Genomic DNA, 18,543 nt, shown 5'->3' on the forward strand with positions numbered 1-18,543 from the left:
GGTACGCCAACACGCTGCTGAAGGACAAGGTGCTCTTCGGCTCCGACTATCCGGTGATCACGCCGGACCGCTGGCTGGCCGACTTCGACAAGCTCGAGATCAAGCCCGAGGTCCGCCCGAAGATCCTTAAGGACAACGCCGTACGCCTGCTCGGGCTCGGCACCGGAGAAGGCGCGCAGGACGGCTCCGCGGAAGGGACGGCAGGCACATGACCATCACGGTGAACGGGCTCGACGAGATCAAGGCGCTGGCCGGCAGGGATCTCGGCCACAGCGGCTGGCTGGAGATCACCCAGGAGCGGGTGAACACCTTCGCCGACGCCACCGACGACCACCAATGGATCCACGTCGATCCCGTGCGGGCCGCGGACGGGCCGTTCGGCGGCCCGATCGCCCACGGCTACCTGACGCTGTCCCTGGTCATCCCGCTCTTCAACGAGCTGCTGGAGGTCCGGGGTGTGAAGATGAGCATCAACTACGGCCTGGAGAAGGTCCGCTTCCCCAGCCCGGTGAAGGTCGGCGGCAAGATCCGCCTCGCCGCCGCCGTCGTCTCCGTCGAGGACGTCCCCGGCGACGGCGTCCAGATGCTGCTCGACTTCACCGTCGAGACCGACGGCTCCGCCAAGCCCGCCTGCGTGGCGTGTGTGATCTACCGGCACTACGCCTGACATCCCAGCTGACGCCCGGCGGCTGAGGGCCGTTTCCACCGTACGACCCGGCGACCGCCCCGGTCGCCGGGTCGTCCGCGTTTGTTCTCATCCACAAACCTGCCCCTGACTCTCCGTTGTTGCACCAATTGCCGGTTTAGTCCGATTGCGTGCAGACTTGCCGATCCATAGGCCCCTGACCTGGGGCTTCGCGGCGGAGAGAAAGGATCAGGCATGAGCGTGCCCCGGGGGCCCGTCGATTCCTCACGGGTTCCGCGATTCGCCGGACCGGCCACCTTCGCGCGGCTGCCGCGGCTGGACGAGGTCGAGCACGCCGATGTGGCGGTGGTGGGCGTGCCGTTCGACAGCGGGGTCTCCTACCGCCCCGGCGCCCGGTTCGGCCCCTCGGCCGTCCGCGAGGCCAGCCGCCTGCTCCGGCCGTACCACCCGGGCCTGGACGTCTCGCCGTTCGCCGAGATGCAGGTGGCGGACGCGGGCGACATCGCGTGCAACCCGTTCGACATCCGCGAGGCGGTCGAGACCGTCGAGGAGGCCGCCTCCGGGCTGATGGAGGGCGGCACCCGGCTGGTCACGATCGGCGGCGACCACACGATCGCGCTGCCGCTGCTGCGGGCGGCCGCCCGGAGGCACGGCCCGGTCGCGCTGCTGCACTTCGACGCGCATCTCGACACCTGGGACACCTACTTCGGGGCCGAGTACACCCATGGCACGCCGTTTCGCCGGGCGGTCGAGGAGGGCATCCTCGACACCGAGGCGGTGTGCCATGTCGGCACCCGCGGCCCGCTGTACGGCAAGAAGGACCTCGACGACGACCGCCGGCTGGGTTTCGGCATCGTGACCAGCGCCGACGTGATGCGCCGGGGCGTGGACGAGGTGGCCGACGCGCTGCGGCAGCGGATCGGGGGCCGCCCGCTCTATCTCTCGATCGACATCGACGTGCTCGACCCGGCGCACGCGCCCGGCACCGGCACTCCCGAGGCCGGCGGGCTGACGAGCCGGGAACTGCTGGAGATCCTGCGCGGCCTCGTCGGCGCCGATCTGGTCGGCGCCGACGTCGTGGAGGTCGCGCCCGCCTACGACCACGCCGAGATCACCTCCGTCGCGGCCTCCCACGTGGCCTACGACCTGATCGGCCTGCTCGCACTCAAGGAGGAGAAGTGAGCGACACGAACGCGACGAAGGGGCTCCCCGCCGCCTTCGCCTGGTCCCCGAAGGGCTGGCCCTCCGAGCGTGCCTTCGGCACGCCCGGCGCGGCCGAGGTGTGGTGCTACACCGACCGGTTCTCGTACTTCCCGGGGGAGACCGTCCGCTTCCATCTCAGCGCGAGCGTCCCGTCCTTCGACCTGGAGGTGGTCCGCGACGGGCTGGAGCCGCGCGTCGTCTGGTCGCGCGACGGGCTGTCGGCGGGCCGGTTCGAGGCGCCGGCCGACGCCCACGCGGTCGGCTGCGGCTGGCCGGTGGGGCTGGAGCTGGAGATTCCGGACGACTGGCGGAGCGGTTTCTACATCGTCACCGTGCGCGCGGTCACGCCGTCGGGCGAACTGTGGGAGCGCGAGCACTTCTTCGTGGTCAAGGCGCCGGCCGGGCGACGTTCCCCCGCCGCGCTCGTGCTGACCACGGGCACGATGCTGGCCTACAACGACTGGGGCGGCGCGAACCACTACCGCGGCCTCGGCGACGACCCGCGTTCCGACAACGGATCGCCGCTGGCCTCGACGCAGCGCCCGATCGCCCGGGGCATGATCCGCAAGCCGGCGGGCGCGCCCCGGGAGGCCAACCCCGGCACGCTGCCGATCAACGGCGCTCCCCGCTACCCCTCGTACGAGTGGGCGCGCCTGTTCGGATACAGCCGCCACCACGCCGACGCGTTCTGGGCGACCTACGAGCGGCACTTCGTGGTGTGGGCCGAGCGCAACGGCTACGAGATCGACTACCTGACCCAGCACGACCTGCACTTCGACCCCCACGCGCTGGACGGCTACTCCTGCGCCGTCGTCGCCGGGCACGACGAGTACTGGTCGTGGCGCATGCGCGACACGGTCGACGCGTTCGTGGACGCCGGCGGCAACCTGGCCAGGTTCGGCGGCAACTACCAGTGGCAGGTGCGGCTCAGCGACGACGGGGCCACGCAGTACTGCTACCGCCTGCCGTCGCTCGACCCCGAGGCGGCCGAGACGCCGCACCTGGCCACCACGGTGTGGGAGGCGAAGTCGGTCGGACGGCCGGGCGCCACCACCATCGGGCTCAACGGCCTCGGCGGGATCTACAACCGCTACGGCGTCGCCACTCCCCGCTCGTCGGGAGGCTTCACGGTCTACCGGCCGCACCACTGGGCGTTCGAGGGGACCGACCTCTACTACGGCGACCTGCTCGGCGGGCCGCCGTACTTCCTGGCGGCCTTCGAGCTCGACTCGGTCGAGTACACCTTCCGGCGCGGCCTGCCGTACCCCACGTTCGAGGACGGCGCCCCGGAGACGCTGGAGATCCTGGCTCTCGCCCCGGCCGTACGCGGGGAGGAGGACCGCTTCGGCGGCCGGGTGCCGATCGGCGGGCCGGAGGAAGAGGTCTACAACTACAACGCGGACCTCGGCGACGACCTGCCCGGCTACGTGCACGAGGGCGAGATGCGGGGCGCCGGGATGATCGCGGCGTTCACCCGCGGCGACGGCGAGGTCTTCAACGGCGGCACCACCGAGTGGTCCCACGTGCTCAGCCTCGGCGACCCCTTCGTCGAGCGCATCACCCACAACGTCCTGCGCCGCTTCGGCCTGCGCGGTCCCTTCGAACACCAGGGGGTGGCGTCGTGAACGACCGGCGGACCCCGGCGGGCATCGACGCCGTCCGGGCGATCACGGCGGAGAACGGCGAGCGCTTCGTGCCCCCGCTGAGCGACTACCATCTGCTGTCCGCCGAGTGGACGGAGGCGGAGTTCCGCGTCTTCGGCGGCGGCGCGAGCGCGTTCACCGGCGGTTTCTGGAGAGGCGAGCCCGGTGCCGTGCGGTTCGACTCCTGGCCCTATGACGAGATCTGCTTCGTCCTCAAGGGCCGCGTCGCCGTGGAGGACGAGTCCGGGCGGCGCAAGGAGTTCGGCCCGGGGGAGTCGTTCCACATCCCGCAGGGCTTCCGCGGCGACTGGATCACCCTGGAGCCGAGCGAGAAGGTCTTCGTCGCGGTCAGCCGCTGAGCTGCTCCCCTTTCCCGCCTTCGGGCCCCACCTGCCTCCAGCCCCGAGCCGACCCGCAGTAAGGAGCACACACACCATGCCAGGTCATCCCCCCGGGAGCTCCGCGAGCGCGCCCGACTCCCTGGCCAGCAACGCCATGGGGACCAAGGATCTCGTCTTCACGGTCCTGGCCGCGCTGGCCCCGCTGACGCTCATCGTCGCGGTCGCCCCCCTGCACTTCCTCAAGGGCGGCGCCGCCGTCCCCGGCGGCTACCTGGTCGCCGGGGTGGTCATGGCGCTGTTCGCCGTCGGTTTCATGACCATGAGCCGCTACGTCCGCAACGCGGGAGCGTTCTACGCCACCATCTCGCGCGGCCTGGGCAAGCCGGCGGGCTCGGGCGCGGCGATGCTCGCCGTCGTCGCCTACAACGCCCTGCAGATCAGCACGTACGGCGCGCTCGGCGTGTACGCCAACGAGACGTTCAAGAACTACTTCCACCGGGACGTGCCGTGGTGGGTGTTCGCGATCGTCGGCCTGATCTTCGTGGGGTGGCTCGGATACCGGGGGATCCACACCAGCGCCCGGATCCTCGGGACCCTGCTGGTGCTGGAGACGGTCGTGCTCGTCGTGCTGGCGGCCTACGTCCTGGCGAAGGGCGGCTCCGGTGACTGGTCCGCCGAGTCGTTCGCGCCCAGCAGGGTCTTCGACCCGGGCAACGGGGCGATGTTCGCCCTGGTCGCCGGGGCGTTCATGGGCTTCGAGGCCACCGCGATCTTCAGCGAGGAGGCGCGGGGCGGCATCCGTACGGTCCGCCGGGCGACCTACATCGCCGTCGGGTTCATCGCCGTCTTCTACGCCTTCATCACCTGGGTCATCGTGATGGCCTACGGCGTCGACAAGATCGGGCCTGCGGCCGAGGCCGACCCGGTCAACCTCGTCGTCGCCGTCTTCGACAGGTACGTGCCCGCCCCGATCACCGAGGTGATGCACATCCTGCTGCTGACCAGCGCGTTCGCCGCGCTGCTCGCGCTGCACAACGCGGCCAACCGCTACTTCTACGCGATGGGCCGCGAGGGTCTGCTGCCCCGCGCGCTCGGCCGCACCCACCCGCGGACCAAGGCCCCCTTGACGGCCGGTCTCGTGCAGACCGTGCTCGCGGCCGCGGCCGTCGTCGTGTTCGCGGTCTTCGGGATCGACCCCTACCTGGGGCTGCTGCTGTGGGGCAGCGCGCTCGGGTTCCTCGGGATCATCTGCCTGTGGGCGTTCTGCTCCCTGGCGATCATCCGCTTCCTGCGCCGGCAGGCGCCCGAGGCGGGGATCTTCCGGACCACGATCGCCCCCGGGCTCAGCTTCGCCGCCCTGGCCGTGGTGCTCTTCCTCGTCCTGAGCAACCTGCCGCTGCTGACCGGCGCCGGCACCACCACCAACATCCTGATCGTCGGTCTCGGCGTGGCCGCCGTCGTCGCCGGCGTGACCAGGGCCCTGTACCTGCGGGCCCGCGCACCCCGGCTCTACGCCGGACTGGCCCAGACGTCCGTCGACGAACCGCCCGCGGGGCGGAGAGAGCCCGCCATCGGAAATGCCTGATCACGACACCTTCAGTTGCCGGGGCTACAGCCCGCTCGACCTGGCCGGGGTGCTCAACGCGCCCCGCTCGGTCCTCGACGACGGCGACTCCTATCCGCTCGGGCCGCGTACGCTCTACGGCCTGCCGTTCCTGTTCGGCGACGAAGGGAACGCGGGCGCGGCGCTGCTGCGCGTGGGCGGGCCCGGCCCGGCGGCCGTCACCGTGCCGGTGGACCGCGCGTTCACGTGGATGGTGGTCGCTCATGCCCTGGAGTCCCCGGACCTGTTCGACGGGCAGATGGCCGGCCAGCTCTGCGGGCACTACACGCTCGTCTACGACGACGGGACCACCGAGCGGCTGCCGGTGCGCCAGCGCCTGGAGATCGGGCCCACGCCCCGGCTGTGGAGCGACCGCGCCATTCCGCTCGACTGGGGGCAGACCCCGTTCCTGGCCGTCCCCGACGCCCAGCACCGGCTCATGCCGCGCACCAACGGGCGTTTCGACGCCGCCGGGGCCCGGTTCGTCGACATCGACGACCCGCAGGCCCGGTCGCCGTACGTCCTGCCCTACCGGTTCTACCTGTGGCCCTGCCGCAACCCCCGCCCGGGCGCGACGGTCCGCGCCCTGGAGATCCACTCGGCGGGCCCGGCCATCCTCGTCGGCGCGCTGACCACCAGCGAGCTCGACGAGGACCCCTTCGGGCGTACGGTGTGGCGCGACGTCCTGCTCGACCTCGACCCGCCGGTGGGGCCGATCTCGGAGGACCTGGCGGTGACCGTCGACAGGGGATCGGCGACCTACGTCTACCGCACGGTCGGCTCCGGCGAGGCGGCCGCGGGGGGCACGCCGGCCTGGGGGACACCGGTGGAGGAGCATCACCAGGGCTACGTACGCGTCGCCGCCACCCCGTCGGCGCGGCTGACGCTCACCCGCGGGGAGGCGGTGATCAGCGCCTGCGGATGGGGGGAACTGCTCACCGCCGGGCGGCACAGCGACGCCGGGGTCACCTGGCGCGTCCCCGACGCCGGGCGGGCCTGGGTGCGCACCACGGTCAGGGACGCGGCGACCGGTGAGCCGATCCCGTGCCGCATCCACTTCCGTTCCGCCGACGGGGTGCCCTACCCTCCGCACGGGCATCACGGGCACATCAACTCCGACGGCAACACCTGGAACCTCGACATCGGCGGCGACGTCCGCCTCGGCACCACGACCTACTCCTACATCGACGGCACCTGCGAGGGCTGGCTGCCGCTGGGCGAGGTCACGGTCGAGGCGGCTCGCGGGTTCGAGTACGAGCCGCTGCACACCACCGTCACCATCAGGCCGGGCCAGACCGAGCTCGAGCTGACGCTGGCCAGGGTGACGGACCTGGCCGCCGACGGCTGGTACAGCGGCGACACCCATGTGCACTTCGTCTCGACACTCGGCGCGGAGCTGGAGGCCCGCGGCGAGGACGTCCGGGTCGCCAACCTGCTGCTCAGCCAGTGGGGGCACCTGTTCACCAACACCGAGGAGTTCACCGGGCACCCGCACACCTCCCACGACGGGCACACGCACGTGTTCGCCGGTCAGGAGAACCGCAGCGGCATGCTCGGCCACATCAACCTGCTCGGCCTGCGCCGCCCGATCATGCCGTGGTGCACCGGCGGCGCCGAGGAGTCGGAACTCGGCGGCGGCCTGGAGACCACGCTGTCCCACTGGGCCGACGAATGCCATGAGCAGGGCGGCACCGTCGTGCTGGCGCACTTCCCCGTGCCCAACGGCGAGGCCGCGGCCCTGCTCGCCACCGGCAGGCTCGACGCCGTCGAGATGATCGCCTACGACCCCTACAACATCCAGGAGTACTACCGCTACCTCGACGCCGGCTACCGGATCACCCTGGTGGGCGGCACGGACAAGATGAGCAGCGAGGTGCCGATCGGCCTCATCCGCACGTACGCGCACGTGCCGGCGGACGAGGAGTTCGACTACTGGGCCTGGTGCCGGGCCGTCCGGGAGGGCGCGACCTTCGTCACCAGCGGGCCGCTCCTGTGGCTCGGCGTGGACGGCCGCCGGCCGGGCGAGGACGCCCGCGTGCCCGCGAGCGGCACCGTCCGCGTCGAGGCACGCGTTCAGTCGATCTTCGACGTCGACCGGCTCGAGATCGTGGTCAACGGCCACGTCGTCGCCGAGCGCCGGATCGGCACTCCCGGCCGCACGCTCGAACTGACCGCGGACGTGCCCGTGACCGAGGACAGCTGGATCGCCGCGCGTTGCTACGGCCCGGGCGCCGGCGTCGCCCGCCACCACGACGTGTGGGCCAGGCCGATCATGGCGCACACGTCTCCGGTCTACCTGCGCACGGGCGAGGAGTACGCCCGGTTCGACGCGGCCACGGTCGACCACATGCTGAACCTCGTTGACGGCTCCCTCGCCTACATCGACGAGCGCAGCCGGCGTCTGTGGCCCGGCCAGGTCTGCCATCGGCACGGGCAGGAGGATCATCTGGCCTTCCTGCGGGCGCCGTTCCTGCAGGCCCGCGAACTGCTGCGGGAGCGCCGGGCCGCCACCTGATCGGCGCCGCCCGCGCGATCCCGTACGGCTGCCGCCCGGTTCGCTCCACGGGTGGGCGGCAGCCGTCCTGGTCCAAGCCAGAGGTCGGCCACGGCTGTTCGGCCACCGGTGTTCACCGCAGGGTGAGCGGGGTCTCGAATCCGATCCGGGTCAGCTTCTGTGGGTTGCGGACGTAGTAGAGGCCGGTGATACGGGCGTCCTCGACCCGGATCGCTATGACGCCGTCGATCTCGCCGTCCACCCGGAGGATGAGCGCCGGGCCGCCGTTGACCATCGTGGGCTGAGCGTTGAGCGTGACGTCGGCCTTGCCGCTGCCGCCGACGATGAAGCGGGCCACCTTGCCGGCGCTGACGACGGGCCGCGGTGCGGCCTGCTTGACGCCGCCGCCGTCGCTCACCAAGACGACCTCGGGAGCGAGCACGTCAAGCGGGCCCTGCAGGTCGCCGGCTTCGAGCGCGCGCCGGAACGCCTCCAGGGCCGCCCGGGTCTCACCGGAGGAGACGGCCTCGCGGGGGCGGCGGGCGTCGACATGCCGCCGGGCGCGGTAGGCGATCTGGCGGACGGCCGCGGGGCTCTTGCCGACGGCGGCCGCGATCTCGTCGTAGCCGACGTCGAAGGCCTCGCGAAGCACGAAGACGGCGCGCTCGGTCGGCGACAGCGTCTCGAGGACGAGCATGAGCGCCATCGACAGACTCTCGGCGAGCTCGACGTCCTCGGCCGCGTCCGGCGCGGTGAGCAGCGGCTCGGGCAGCCAGGGGCCGAAATACGCCATGACGTGTCCCGCGCCCTGCTCGCGTGCTGTTTCACCCCCTAGACACGCAACCCGGCACGGATATAACAGCCACCGGACGTGACCTGCGTCTCTCCGGCACGCGTGGCACAGCATGCCTGCGGCCGGTGGGTGCGCGGCCGGACAGGGTAGGTCGGAATGGAGGCCGAGGGCCGGGCATGCGTGCGCCCGGACCGGGCTGCCCGCCATGCATATTGGGCAAAGTCTTGACCTCCGTTAGAAATCTGCCTAACCTCCGGACGAGAAGGCGAGAGTCTCAACTCGCTCCCGGACGAGGAGCTCGGTCATGCCGAACCTTTCAGTCGCACCCCCCAGCCCGATTCAGCTCCGCCGCGCGGTGACCTCCAGCTTCCTGGGCAGCGTCATCGAGTACTACGACTTCCTGCTGTACGCCACGGCGTCGGCAGTGGTCTTCAACAAGGTCTTCTTCTCCTCCCTCGACTCGGTCACCGCGACGGTCGCCAGTTTCGGCACGTTCGCCACGGGCTACCTGGCGAGGCCGCTCGGCGGCGTGATCTTCGGTCACTACGGCGACCGGCTGGGACGCAAGCGCATGCTCGTCCTGACCATGACCCTGATGGGTGTCGCCAGCTTCCTCATCGGCCTGCTCCCCACCTACGCGCAGATCGGCAGCCTCGCGCCCATCGCACTCGTCGTGCTCCGGGTCCTGCAGGGTGTCGCCGTCGGCGGCGAATGGGGCGGCGCGGTGCTGATGTCCGCCGAGCACGCGACCCGCAGGCGCGGCCTGTGGGCGAGCTTCACCAACGCCGGAGCCCCCTTCGGCATGGTGCTGTCCACGGCGGTGCTCAGCGGCACGGCCGCCGTCATGGACGAGCGGGCGTTCCTGAGCTGGGGCTGGCGGGTGCCGTTCCTGATCAGCATCGTGCTGCTGGCGGTCGGTCTGTTCGTCCGGCTGCGGGTCGAGGAGACCCCGGTGTTCGAGGCCGCCAGGAAACGCGCATCGAGGTTGCCGCTGCTGGACGTGTTCCGCGACCACCCGAAGGCCCTCCTGCTCGGGGTCGGCGTCGGACTGTCCGCCTTCGTGGCCCAGGGCACCCTCACCACCTACCTCATCGCGTACGGCGTGCGCGCCGGCTTCGCCAGGCAGGCGGTGCTGAACGCGCTCACGCTCTCGTCCGCGCTGGCCGTCCTCGGCATCGTCGGCTGGTCGGCGCTGTCCGACCGGGTCGGGCGCCGGCCGGTGGTGCTCGTGGGCGCGGTGCTCATGGCGGCGTACGGCTTCGCGCTCTTCCCGATGGTGGACTCCGGAAGCACGGCCGTGCTCGCCCTCGCGCTCGTGCTCGGCCAGTCGCTCATCCACCCGCTGATGTACGGCCCGCTCGCGGCGTTGTACACCGAACTGTTCGCCACCGGGAGCCGCTACACGGGAGCCTCGCTCGGCTACCAGATCGCCGGGCTCGGGGCAGGTCTCGCGCCGCTGCTGTTCGCCCAGCTCGACGCGTCGACCGGCGGCGGGACGACGACGATCTCGGTGATCATCGCGGCCTGCTGCCTGCTGACCGTGGTCTGCGTCCTGGCGCTACGCGAGACCAGCCGCCAGGACCTGACCTCGGTCACTTCCGCCGCGCCCGCGTCCGGTCGCGTCGCCGACACGGCGAAACCGTCCTCCGCCTGACGAGGAGTGCCATCCATGCGCAACGCCGGACTGGGAGGCTGGCCGGCCCGCAGGGCCCAGATGAGCCCGGACCGCACCGCGTTCGTCTACGCGGACCGGCCGCTCAGCTACGCGGAGGTCCACGAGCGGACGACAAGGCTCGCGTCGCGGCTGCGTGACGCGGGGGTGCGGGCGGGGGACCGGGTCGCCTACCTCGGTCCCAACCACGTCGCCTTCGCCGAGACGATGTTCGCCACCCACGTGCTGGGCGGGATCTTCGTCCCGCTGAACTTCCGGCTGGCCGCGCCCGAGATCGCGTACATGCTCGAGCACTCGGGCGCGTCCGTCCTCGTCTACGCCCCGGAATGCGGCGCGGTGGTCCGCGATCTTCCCGGCTTACCCGGTCTGCGCACGGTCGTGGCGCTCGAGTCACCGGCGGAGGGGGAGCGGCACTACGAGACGTGGCTGTCGCAGGGCGACCCCACGCCGATCGACATCCCGGTGGCGCTCGACGACATCGCCCTCATCCTCTACACCTCCGGCACCACCGGACGGCCCAAGGGCGCCATGCTCAGCCACGCCAACCTGGTGTGGAACTGCTTCCACATCATGATCGGCGTGGACGTGACGAGCACCGAGGTCACGCTCATCAGCGCGCCGCTGTTCCACGTGGCGGCCCTGAACCAGACCCTGCTGCCGACCTTCCTCAAAGGCGGCATCTCGGTCATCATGCCGTCATGGGATGTCGACCGGTGTTACGACCTCATCGAGAGGCACCGGGTCACCTGGATGTTCGGGGTCACCGCGATGTTCGCCGCGTTGGCGCGGTCGCCCCGGTGGCCCGGCGCCGACCTGTCCTCGCTGCGCACCCTCATGTCCGGGGGCGCGGCCATCCCCGTCGCGTTGATCCGCGCCTACCAGGAACGGGGCCTGGTCTTCTGCCAGGGCTACGGGATGACCGAGACCGCGCCGGGCGCGACCTTCCTGGAGGCGGGCGAGAGCGTGCGCAAGGTGGGCTCCGCCGGGGTGCCGGTGTTCTTCGCCAACGTGCGCGTGGTCCGGCCCGACCTCACCCCCGTGGCGCCGGGCGAGCCGGGCGAGGTGCTCGTGCAGGGGCCTAACGTCACCCCCGGCTACTGGCGCGATCCGGAGGCGACCGCCGCCGCGCTGACCGAGGGCGGCTGGTTCCACTCCGGCGACATCGCCACCCTGGACGACGAGGGCCACCTCCACATCGTCGACCGGGTGAAGGACATGTACATCTCCGGCGGGGAGAACGTCTACCCGGCGGAGGTCGAGGGTGTGCTCTTCGAGCACCCGGCCGTGGTGGAGGCCGCCGTGGTCGGGGTGCCCGACGACACGTGGGGCGAGGTCGGCCGGGCCTTCGTCGTGCCGCGCCCCGGCGTGGCCGTCACCCCCGGCGAGGTGCGCGACTTCCTCCGCCCCCGGCTCGCGAAGTACAAGATCCCGGTCTATGTCGACGTCGTCGACGCGCTGCCGAAGACCGGTTCCGGCAAGATCCGCAAACCCGACCTGCGCCGGCGGCCCCTGCCCGCCGGCCCCGAGGAGTGACTCGTGATCGTCACCGAATTCGCGCGCAACCAGTGGTACGTGGCCGCCTACGGCCACGAGGTGGGCCGGCGTCAGCTCGGCCGCACCATCCTGAACGAGCCGATCCTGCTCTACCGCACCGAGGACGGGCGGGCCGTGGCGATGGCCGACCGCTGCGTGCACCGCAGGTTCCCCCTGTCGGAATCGCCCAGCCATCTGGTCGGCGACCGCGTGGTCTGCGGCTACCACGGCTTCACCTACGGCCCGGACGGCGTCTGCGTCGCCGTGCCCGCGCAGCAGCGCATCCCGCGCACCGCGCGGCTGCGCACCTACCCCGTGGTGGAGCAGGACTCGTTCGTCTGGGTGTGGATCGGCGACCGCGAGCCGGGCGACACGCTGCCCCCGCGCGCTCCCTGGCTGGTCTCGCCCGACTACGCCACGGTGTGCGGGATGGAGCCGCTGAACGCGCGGTACGGCCTGCTCGTGGACAACCTCCTCGACCTGTCCCACGAGACGTACCTGCACGGCGGGTACATCGGCACCCCGGAGGTGGCCGAGACCCCGATCACGACGGAGGTCGACGAGGACGCGGGCGTCGTCTACGTCAGCCGCCACATGGACGACGCGGCCTGCCCGCCGTTCTACGCCGAGTCGACCGGCATCAAGGGCCGGATCACCCGCTGGCAGGACATCGAGTATCACCCGCCGTGCCTGTATCTGCTGCACAGCCGCGTCGCCCCGGTCGGGTCGCCCCCGCCCGCCGCCGACGGCACGGACCCGCACGCCTTCCACGTCGAGGTCGTGTACGCGATCACCCCGTCGACGGAGAACGCCACCTACGACTTCTGGGCGGTGGCGCGCGACTTCGCCCTCGACGACGAGAAGGTCTCCGACTTCCTGCGGGACAGCAACCGCACCGTCGTCCTGCAGGACGTGGCCGCGCTCAACACGCTGGAGCAGGTCCTCGCCGCGGAGCCGGACCGATACCAGGAGCTGTCGGTGAACATCGACACCGGCGGGCTGGCCGCCCGCCGCCTGCTCGCCCGGATGGCCGGCCCCGTGCCGGCCGACTCCGTGCCCTCGCAGACCGCCGTTCGATGAACGCGCGGGACTCCGGTGCGCGGGCCGGCCGCACCGTCTACCGCATTCGCTGGCTGCCGGGGACGGACCGGCTGCACGCCTCCTGCTTCTGCGGCGCGGAGCGTGAGTTCGAGGACCCGGTGGCCTTGTGGGACTGGCTGCTCGGCCACCCGGAGGGCCACCGGCCCCGGCCCGCGGCGGCGCAGGACTCCCCGGCCCCGGCCGCCGCGCTCGTCTGAGACGCGACATCCTCCCAGAAAGGAAGCCACGGCGACCATGCCCGTCACGGAACCGGAGCTCGACGTGAAGGTGGCGGGCAAGGCGCCCGTCGCCGAGGGCGTCGTCCTCCTGCGTCTCGTCCGTCCCGACGGCGGCCCGCTGCCCGTCTGGACGCCGGGCGCACACGTCGACCTGCTGCTCGGCCCGGGACTGGTCAGGCAGTACTCGCTGTGCGGCGACCCCGGCGATCCCTCGGTCTTCCAGGTGGCGGTGCTGCGCGAGCCCGGCGGGCGGGGCGGCTCGGCGTACGTGCACGACCGGCTCGCCGAGGGCGACACGATCCGGGTGCGCGGTCCCCGCAACCGCTTCGGCCTCGCCGAGTCGCCGCGCTACCTGTTCGTCGCCGGCGGCATCGGCATCACCCCGATCCTGCCCATGGTCGAGGAGGCGGCGCGGCGCGGGTGCGACTGGCGGCTGGTGTACGGCGGGCGCACCCGGACCTCGATGGCGTTCGCCGATCGGCTCGTGCGGCAGCACCCGGGCCGGGTGGAGCTGTGCCCGCAGGACGAGACAGGCCTGCTCGACCTCGACGCGCTGCTCGGCGTCCCGCGTGCGGACACCCTCGTCTACTGCTGCGGACCCGAGCCGCTGCTGGCGGCGGCGCAGGAGCGATGCGCCTCCTGGCCGAAGGGAGCGCTGCGGGTCGAACGCTTCGTGCCCGCGGCCCGGAACGGCGCGGGCACGGCGGAGGGCACGGCGGACGGCGCCTTCGAGGTGGAGCTGGCCCTGACCGGCACGACGCTGACCGTGCCGGAGGGCCGCTCGATCCTCGAGGTGGTCGAGGAGGCGGGGGTCGCGGTGCTGTCGTCCTGCCGCGAGGGCACCTGCGGCACCTGCGAGACGGCGGTGCTCGGCGGCGTCCCCGACCACCGCGACGACCTGCTCACCGAGGAGGAGCGCGAGGCCGGGGACGTCATGTTTATCTGCGTGTCCCGGGCCCGGTCCGACCGCCTCGTCCTCGAACTCTGACCCGCTCCGAGGCGGAGGTCGCCTGCCGGCGCGACCGGCTCCGAGAAGGTGGACAGACTCGCCGACCTCGAACGGGGCTGTGACGGCGTCTACACGGCGGTCACCGCCGCTCCTTGTCGTCGGCGCCGAGGAAGACGATGTCGAGGTCGTGGAGCTGGTCCGGGGCGGCGTCGACGGCGATGCGGGTGATCTTCCCGTCGCTGACGGCGAACGTGAAGACGGCCTTGGGCCGGCCGCGGTGCGACCAGACGGCCGCCGGAACGCCGTCGACCAGAGCGAGCCGGGCGGCCTGAGCTCGTCCGGCGAAGAAAGCCGCCACCGCGTGGGCGCCGCGGACCTCGCCGGCCACGGCGTCCGGATCGAGCAGCTCGAGCAGGGCGGCGAAATCCCCGCTCCGGGAGGCGGCGAGGAAGGCGGCGACGATTTCCCGCTTCGCGGATCGCGCGGCATCGGATGCCCCGGCCGCTCCTCGCACCCGGCGCCGGGCCCGGCTGGCGAGTTGCCTGGCCGCCGCCGGGGAGCGGTCGATGATGGCCCCGATCTCGTCGAACGACACAGCGAAGACGTCGTGCAGGACGAACGCGAGCCGCTCGGCGGGAGTCAGCGTGTCCAGCACCACCATCAGCGCGACACCGACGGAATCGGCCAGCAGCGCCTCGTCCTCGGGGCCGGCCTGGCTCGTCGGGTGGAGGCCCGCGTGCGGCGCGGCCGGCTCGGGCGGCAGCGTCCCGGCCGACTCCTCAGGCCGGGTCCGGCGTGCCTCGAGCATGTTGAGGCAGACCCGGGCGACGACGGTGGTCAGCCACCCGGCCGGATTCTCCACCTGGCCGGTGTCGGCGCGGCCGGCCCGCAGCCAGGCCTCCTGCACCGCATCCTCGGCTTCGCTGGGCGAGCCGAGCATCCGGTAGGCCACCGCTTGCAATCGGCCCTGGTGCTCGGCGAACCGCTCGCTCAGCCAGTCCTGCTCGACCATGTGTCACATTCCTCCGTCGCGGCCTGTCATACCAAATGACCGGCGAAATCACGCCGATGTGACATCCGGGCCCGGTCCGGATGTCCGACCTGCCGGTTCAGCCGGCGAATACCCCCGAAACCATCAGGAGAGAACTGTGTCACTGCAGGTGAACGCCATCATGCTCGGCGTCGAGGACCTGGCCCGAGCCAAGAAGTTCTATGAAGGCCTGGGCTGCGAGATCGACAAGGACACCCGCCATTTCGTCTCGTTCAGCTTGGGCGAGGGATCCCCGCAGCTGGCTCTCTACGAATGGGAGGCGGCGGCACAGGACGCCGGAGTCTCCGCGGAGGGATCCGGATTTCGCGGTGCCTCATTCCACTTCAACCCCGACTCCAGGCAAGCGGTGGATGAGATGTTGAGCAACGCGGTGGCCGGCGGCGGCAGCGTGGTCAAGGAGGCGGCTCCCGCCCAGTGGGGCGGGTACTTCGGCTACTTCAGCGACCCGGACGGCTATCTGTGGAAAGTCACCACCTACGCCTCCTGACCTGTAGAACTCACGCGGGGTCCCCGGCCGCGCCACCCCGGCGAGGCCGGAGACCGGCCCGGGCTCCTCGCGACGATCCCACATCTCGCCTGTCAGCCACTCCGGGTGCCGACGGTCTCGCCCGAGGCGATCGTCGCATCCTTGATTCGCCGGTGCACCGCTGTCGCGTCGCCGCCCGGCGTGATCGGGCCGCGCAGCGCGTACACGATGAAGTGGTAGTGGTGGACCCCGCTCGGCGGGCAGGGGCCGGCGTAGGCGGCCTTGCCGTCGCTGCCCGGCAGGACCTTCCCCGGGGCGTGGCCCTCGGGCGCGCTCGTCTCGGTGACGGGGATGCCGGTCACGATCCAGTGGATGTACGTCCCACCGGGGGCGTCCGGGTCGTCCACCACGATCGCCAGCTCGCGAGCGGACTCGGGAACGCCGCTCCAGGCCAGCGGGGGCGAGACGTCCTGGCCTCCCTGCCGGGCGCACACGTATCTCCCGGGGATCTCGGCGCCCTCGGCGAAGGCCGGGGTGCTCACCTTCAGAGTGTCCGTGGGCGGGGCGCCCTCGGCCGAGCACCCCGGGAGGACGACCGTCAGGAGGACGCCGCCGACCAGCTTGCCGATCTTCATTCGGCCAGGATAGGCGGCCGGAGCACGTCGGCGCCGTCTTCGCGTGCGGCGTGTGCGACGCCGGGCCGCAGGGAGGGAGCGATGCGAGCCGTCCCGCCCCCGGCCACGCCGGGAGCGGGACGGCTCGGCGCACTCAGCCGTCGATGCGGTGGGTGGTCCAGAACGACGACAGGTCGACGGAGGTGGCGGCCTGTGCGGCGGCCTTGAAGTCCGCGGTGGTCGAGATCCCGTACCAGTGGGCGGCGGCGTAGTTCTTCAGCAGGTTCTGCATCGCCGTCGTGCCGATCACGCGCCGCAGGTCGTGCAGCGCGCACTTGCCGTAGGTGTAGACGACGGTGCCGTACCTGCTCGAATGGGCGTCCCAGTAGGCCATCGAGTTGCTGATCTTCTCGGCCGACGACTGCCAGGAGACGCTGTTCCAGCAGTTGGTGCCCGAGATGCCGTTGTAGAGGTCGGTGGCGTAGTCGGTGAACGACTCGTCGAGCCACGGGCTGCTGTACTCGTCGTCGCCGACGATGCCGTACCACCACTGGTGGGCCAGTTCGTGGGCGAGCGCGGTGGAGCTGACCACGTCGAGCACGAAGCCCGGATACTCCATGCCGCCGAACCAGAAGTTGTTGTCCAGCACCACGTCCGCCTCGCCGTACGGGTAGGCGCCGAACCGGCCCGCGTGGGCGACGAGCGCGTTCTTCGCGGTGGTCATCATCGAGCTCGCGCTGCCGGAGCTGATCGAGCTCACCCGGTAGACGTTCACGACGACGCCCGTCGTGGTGGTGCTCGTGGTCTTCACGAACGGCCCGGCCGCCCAGGCGAACTCGCGCACGTTCTTCGCGGTCGCCTTGGTGATCGTGCGGCCGGACGTTCCCGCCGTGTCGACGGAGGTGCCGGTCGCCGGCACCAGAAGCGACGTCGGGTGGTCGAGCGTCACCGAGTAGTCGCTGATCAGCGCGTAGAAGGACTCGCCGTTGTTGCTGTACGGATCGAGGTGCCAGCCGCTCGCGTCGCGAACCGCCAGGACCGGCAGCGCGTTGCCGATGAAGTTGTAGGACCCGTCGCGCCCGAACCGGTCGGCGCCGCTGGGCACGACGATGCTGAGGTCGAAGCCGATCGTGGCGCTCTGGTTCTGGGTGAGCGGGGCGGGCAGGGTGATCGTCAGTGCGGTGCAGGAGACCGACAGCGGGGACGGCGTGCCCCCGGTCACGTTGGTCACGGTGACCGGCGTGGACGGGCACGTCCCGTGATAGTTGTCCCACAGGCGCAGGTAGACCTCCGTCAGGGGGTCCGCCGACGGGTTGGCGAAGGTGACGCTCTCATGCCCCGTCCACGTGCTGCCCGAGGCGTTGCTGGTCAGGGTGACCGTGTAGGAGGGCGACCCCGGCGTCCTGGTCCCGTCCACGGCGTGAGCGGCCGGTGGGACGCCCCAGACGAGGACGAGCACGGCCGCCGCCGTGGTGATCAGGAATCGTCGCACCATGAGGAGGGTCTCCTTTCGAGCGCCCGGACCCCCGATCTGCCGACGTAATGTAACTTTTTGTCAAATGGCGGTCAACGATTGCTTTTTGGCCGTTCTAGTGCTTTTAGCGGCAAGATTTGCCGCCGACTGGCGTTGGTCGCTTGTTCACGGAACGCGATTGCGCGAAAACGCACTGTCATCGATACTCGTCCGGGTGGCAGCCGCACTCCGGGAGGGCCAGGGTGGTTCGGACCAGGCATGGCAGGACCACCACGGTGATCGTCGCCGCGACCGTGCTCCTGGCCCTCCCTTCTTCGTCCTGCGCGGCCTCCGCCGGTCCCGGCGGTGATCGGCCGATCGACTGCCGCGGCTGGTCGTGGCCGAACCCGCACACCGTCAAGAACGCCAGGCCGGTGTACTCGCTGACGAGCGGGAAGTGGGGCAACGAGGTGGACGTCACGCTGTGGCGCGGCGACGCGGGGGCGCGCGGGGAGTGGCACTACTGGGCGACTCTCACCGGCCGCACCCGTCCGGGTGACGAGGTCTGGCTCGACGTCTGGCCGCCGGGTGGCGGCCCGTGGCATCGGTGTGGCCCCTTCCCGGTGGGCCGCGACGGCCAGGCGGTCTCCTCTCCGATGGCCGTCTGGCGTGATTTCACCCTCGTGAAGGCCTGCGGCCGGCACGACGACTTCAGCGCGTGCGGACGCGACAAGGGCGCGATGGTCGACTGATCCCGGTGCCG

18 protein-coding genes are annotated in these 18,543 nt (G+C 71.4%); 14 read left to right on the forward strand and 4 right to left on the reverse strand.

The genetic code is table 11. The annotated features are described in order from the left end of the window. The 7 genes from FH610_RS40870 to FH610_RS40900 form a co-directional block, all read left to right on the forward strand. A partial coding sequence (locus FH610_RS40870) for an amidohydrolase family protein (RefSeq protein WP_152313710.1) occupies window positions 1–212 on the forward strand: 212 nt, incomplete at its 5' end. Beyond that, window positions 209–667: a MaoC family dehydratase gene (locus FH610_RS40875; RefSeq protein WP_139580616.1), complete on the forward strand. Its 459-nt coding sequence runs from the start codon at window positions 209–211 to the stop codon at window positions 665–667. The genes FH610_RS40870 and FH610_RS40875, both read left to right, overlap by 4 nt. 213 nt (window positions 668–880) lie before the next feature. Then, window positions 881–1,828, forward strand: coding sequence for an agmatinase (speB, locus tag FH610_RS40880; protein ID WP_139580617.1), 948 nt, complete (start codon window positions 881–883; stop codon window positions 1,826–1,828). Then, window positions 1,825–3,474 carry a N,N-dimethylformamidase beta subunit family domain-containing protein gene (locus FH610_RS40885; RefSeq protein ID WP_139580618.1) on the forward strand — a complete coding sequence of 550 codons (1,650 nt, stop codon included), beginning with the start codon at window positions 1,825–1,827 and terminating at the stop codon, window positions 3,472–3,474. The genes speB and FH610_RS40885 overlap by 4 nt, the downstream gene beginning before the upstream one ends. Further along, window positions 3,471–3,851, forward strand: coding sequence for a cupin domain-containing protein (locus FH610_RS40890; RefSeq protein ID WP_161628212.1), 381 nt, complete (start codon window positions 3,471–3,473; stop codon window positions 3,849–3,851). The genes FH610_RS40885 and FH610_RS40890 overlap by 4 nt, the downstream gene beginning before the upstream one ends. A 76-nt stretch (window positions 3,852–3,927) precedes the next feature. Continuing rightward, a complete protein-coding gene (locus FH610_RS40895) occupies window positions 3,928–5,418 on the forward strand; it encodes an APC family permease (protein WP_139580620.1) in 1,491 nt (496 codons plus the stop codon). After that, on the forward strand, window positions 5,411–7,951 hold the full coding sequence (locus tag FH610_RS40900) for a CehA/McbA family metallohydrolase (RefSeq protein WP_139580621.1): 2,541 nt from the start codon (window positions 5,411–5,413) through the stop codon (window positions 7,949–7,951). Before FH610_RS40895 ends, FH610_RS40900 begins: the two co-directional genes overlap by 8 nt. A gap of 112 nt (window positions 7,952–8,063) precedes the next feature. Here FH610_RS40900 and FH610_RS40905 read toward each other — a convergent pair whose 3' ends face one another. Beyond that, the gene (locus tag FH610_RS40905; protein WP_240809498.1) at window positions 8,064–8,723 is read right to left on the reverse strand and encodes a sigma factor-like helix-turn-helix DNA-binding protein; all 660 of its coding nucleotides are present in this window, start codon (window positions 8,721–8,723) and stop codon (window positions 8,064–8,066) included. 304 nt (window positions 8,724–9,027) lie between these two features. On the opposite strand from FH610_RS40905, the gene FH610_RS40910 reads away from it, so the two are divergent. Genes FH610_RS40910 through FH610_RS40930 form a run of 5 tightly spaced genes read left to right on the forward strand, consistent with a single transcriptional unit; the run spans window position 9,028 to window position 14,235 of the window. Continuing rightward, a complete protein-coding gene (locus tag FH610_RS40910; RefSeq protein WP_139580622.1) occupies window positions 9,028–10,377 on the forward strand; it encodes an MFS transporter in 1,350 nt (449 codons plus the stop codon). Between the two features lie 15 nt (window positions 10,378–10,392). Next, window positions 10,393–11,928 carry an acyl-CoA synthetase gene (locus FH610_RS40915; RefSeq protein WP_139580623.1) on the forward strand — a complete coding sequence of 512 codons (1,536 nt, stop codon included), beginning with the start codon at window positions 10,393–10,395 and terminating at the stop codon, window positions 11,926–11,928. A 3-nt stretch (window positions 11,929–11,931) separates the two neighbouring features. After that, a complete protein-coding gene (locus FH610_RS40920; RefSeq protein WP_205826416.1) occupies window positions 11,932–13,008 on the forward strand; it encodes an aromatic ring-hydroxylating oxygenase subunit alpha in 1,077 nt (358 codons plus the stop codon). Then, window positions 13,005–13,226 (forward strand): hypothetical protein, encoded by a 222-nt coding sequence (locus FH610_RS40925; RefSeq protein WP_139580624.1) that lies wholly within the window; start codon window positions 13,005–13,007, stop codon window positions 13,224–13,226. The genes FH610_RS40920 and FH610_RS40925 overlap by 4 nt, the downstream gene beginning before the upstream one ends. A gap of 37 nt (window positions 13,227–13,263) precedes the next feature. Next, on the forward strand, window positions 13,264–14,235 hold the full coding sequence (locus FH610_RS40930) for a PDR/VanB family oxidoreductase (protein WP_139580625.1): 972 nt from the start codon (window positions 13,264–13,266) through the stop codon (window positions 14,233–14,235). 100 nt (window positions 14,236–14,335) lie between these two features. Here the strand turns inward: FH610_RS40930 and FH610_RS40935 are convergent, their stop codons facing one another. Continuing rightward, a complete protein-coding gene (locus FH610_RS40935) occupies window positions 14,336–15,208 on the reverse strand; it encodes a sigma-70 family RNA polymerase sigma factor (RefSeq protein ID WP_139580626.1) in 873 nt (290 codons plus the stop codon). A 136-nt stretch (window positions 15,209–15,344) separates the two neighbouring features. Here FH610_RS40935 and FH610_RS40940 point away from each other — a divergent pair, with 136 nt between their 5' ends. Further along, entirely contained in the window at window positions 15,345–15,734 is a 390-nt protein-coding gene (locus FH610_RS40940; protein WP_139580627.1) for a VOC family protein, read from the forward strand. A gap of 92 nt (window positions 15,735–15,826) precedes the next feature. Here FH610_RS40940 and FH610_RS40945 read toward each other — a convergent pair whose 3' ends face one another. Both FH610_RS40945 and FH610_RS40950 read right to left on the reverse strand, forming a co-directional pair. Next, entirely contained in the window at window positions 15,827–16,348 is a 522-nt protein-coding gene (locus FH610_RS40945; protein ID WP_139580628.1) for a YbhB/YbcL family Raf kinase inhibitor-like protein, read from the reverse strand. A 133-nt stretch (window positions 16,349–16,481) separates the two neighbouring features. After that, window positions 16,482–17,822, reverse strand: coding sequence for a M1 family metallopeptidase (locus FH610_RS40950; RefSeq protein ID WP_139580629.1), 1,341 nt, complete (start codon window positions 17,820–17,822; stop codon window positions 16,482–16,484). A 221-nt stretch (window positions 17,823–18,043) separates the two neighbouring features. Between FH610_RS40950 and FH610_RS40955 the strand changes: the two genes are divergently transcribed. After that, window positions 18,044–18,532 (forward strand): hypothetical protein, encoded by a 489-nt coding sequence (locus FH610_RS40955; protein ID WP_139580630.1) that lies wholly within the window; start codon window positions 18,044–18,046, stop codon window positions 18,530–18,532. Window positions 18,533–18,543 lie beyond the last annotated feature (11 nt).

This window comes from Microbispora catharanthi, assembly GCF_006334915.2.
GTDB lineage: Bacteria > Actinomycetota > Actinomycetes > Streptosporangiales > Streptosporangiaceae > Microbispora > Microbispora catharanthi.

Excerpts from the sequence above, each read along its gene's own strand:
- FH610_RS40915 (WP_139580623.1), top strand. The coding sequence starts at position 10,393 with ATGCGCAACGCCGGACTGGGAGGCTGGCCGGCCCGCAGGGCCCAGATG.
- FH610_RS40925 (WP_139580624.1), top strand. The coding sequence starts at position 13,005 with ATGAACGCGCGGGACTCCGGTGCGCGGGCCGGCCGCACCGTCTACCGC.
- FH610_RS40895 (WP_139580620.1), top strand. The coding sequence starts at position 3,928 with ATGCCAGGTCATCCCCCCGGGAGCTCCGCGAGCGCGCCCGACTCCCTG.
- FH610_RS40930 (WP_139580625.1), top strand. The coding sequence starts at position 13,264 with ATGCCCGTCACGGAACCGGAGCTCGACGTGAAGGTGGCGGGCAAGGCG.
- speB (WP_139580617.1), top strand. The coding sequence starts at position 881 with ATGAGCGTGCCCCGGGGGCCCGTCGATTCCTCACGGGTTCCGCGATTC.
- FH610_RS40905 (WP_240809498.1), bottom strand. The coding sequence starts at position 8,723 with ATGGCGTATTTCGGCCCCTGGCTGCCCGAGCCGCTGCTCACCGCGCCG.
- FH610_RS40950 (WP_139580629.1), bottom strand. The coding sequence starts at position 17,822 with ATGGTGCGACGATTCCTGATCACCACGGCGGCGGCCGTGCTCGTCCTC.
- FH610_RS40935 (WP_139580626.1), bottom strand. The coding sequence starts at position 15,208 with ATGGTCGAGCAGGACTGGCTGAGCGAGCGGTTCGCCGAGCACCAGGGC.
- FH610_RS40875 (WP_139580616.1), top strand. The coding sequence starts at position 209 with ATGACCATCACGGTGAACGGGCTCGACGAGATCAAGGCGCTGGCCGGC.
- FH610_RS40910 (WP_139580622.1), top strand. The coding sequence starts at position 9,028 with ATGCCGAACCTTTCAGTCGCACCCCCCAGCCCGATTCAGCTCCGCCGC.
- FH610_RS40900 (WP_139580621.1), top strand. The coding sequence starts at position 5,411 with ATGCCTGATCACGACACCTTCAGTTGCCGGGGCTACAGCCCGCTCGAC.
- FH610_RS40945 (WP_139580628.1), bottom strand. The coding sequence starts at position 16,348 with ATGAAGATCGGCAAGCTGGTCGGCGGCGTCCTCCTGACGGTCGTCCTC.